This is a genomic window from Pseudomonas sp. Sample_23 (genome assembly GCF_004307595.1).
GTDB classification, from domain to species: Bacteria; Pseudomonadota; Gammaproteobacteria; order Pseudomonadales; family Pseudomonadaceae; genus Aquipseudomonas; species Aquipseudomonas atacamensis.
In genome coordinates this window covers 1-730 of record NZ_RCNX01000076.1, presented here as the reverse complement: position 1 = coordinate 730, position 730 = coordinate 1, and the positions used below count along the sequence as shown (strand labels likewise).

1 protein-coding gene is annotated in these 730 nt (G+C 61.0%); it reads left to right on the top strand.

All coding sequences use genetic code 11. The annotated features are described in order from the left end of the window. Positions 1-730: immunoglobulin-like domain-containing protein (locus D8U82_RS19610; RefSeq protein ID WP_347238835.1), on the top strand; the 730-nt coding region annotated here is incomplete at both ends.

Here is a 730-nt window from a genome sequence, read left to right as displayed (position 1 = left end):
TGACCAACGCCGCTGGCTCGCCAGTGATCGTGACCCTGTCGAACGGTGCCGTGATCACCATCAAGGCTGGCGAAACCACCGGCACCGCAACTGTTCCTGCACCGTCCGACGACGTCTACAAAGACGCCGGCTCTGTTCAGGCAACGATCACCAGCGCTACCGGCGGCAATTTCGAGAACTTGGTACCGAGCACAGCTCCGGCCGTAACGACTGTCACCGATACCATCGATACCTCGACCGTCAAACTGACCGCCGATACTTCGGTGGCTGAAGGCGGCACCGTGACTTACACCGCCACCGTTGGTGCACCAGTGACTGGCTCGCCTGTGGTCGTGACCCTGGCCAACGGTCAGACCATCACCATCGGCGTCGGCCAGACTACTGGCACTGCAACTGCTGTTGCTGCGAACGATGCGCTGACCGGCAATGCGCCGCTGACCAACTCGATCACTGGCGTAACCGGTGGCAACTTCGAAGATCTGGTTGCGGATAAAACTCCGGTCTCGACTTCTGTCACCGACGTTGCCGACACCACCAACCTGTCTCTGAGTGCGACCGGTTCCGTGGCCGAAGGTGGCTCGATCGTTTACACCGCTACGCTGACCAACGCCGCTGGCTCGCCAGTGACCGTGACTTTGTCGAACGGTGCCGTGATCACCATCAAGGCTGGCGAAACCACCGGCACCGCAACTGTTCCTGCACCGTCCGACGACGTCTACAAAGACGCCGG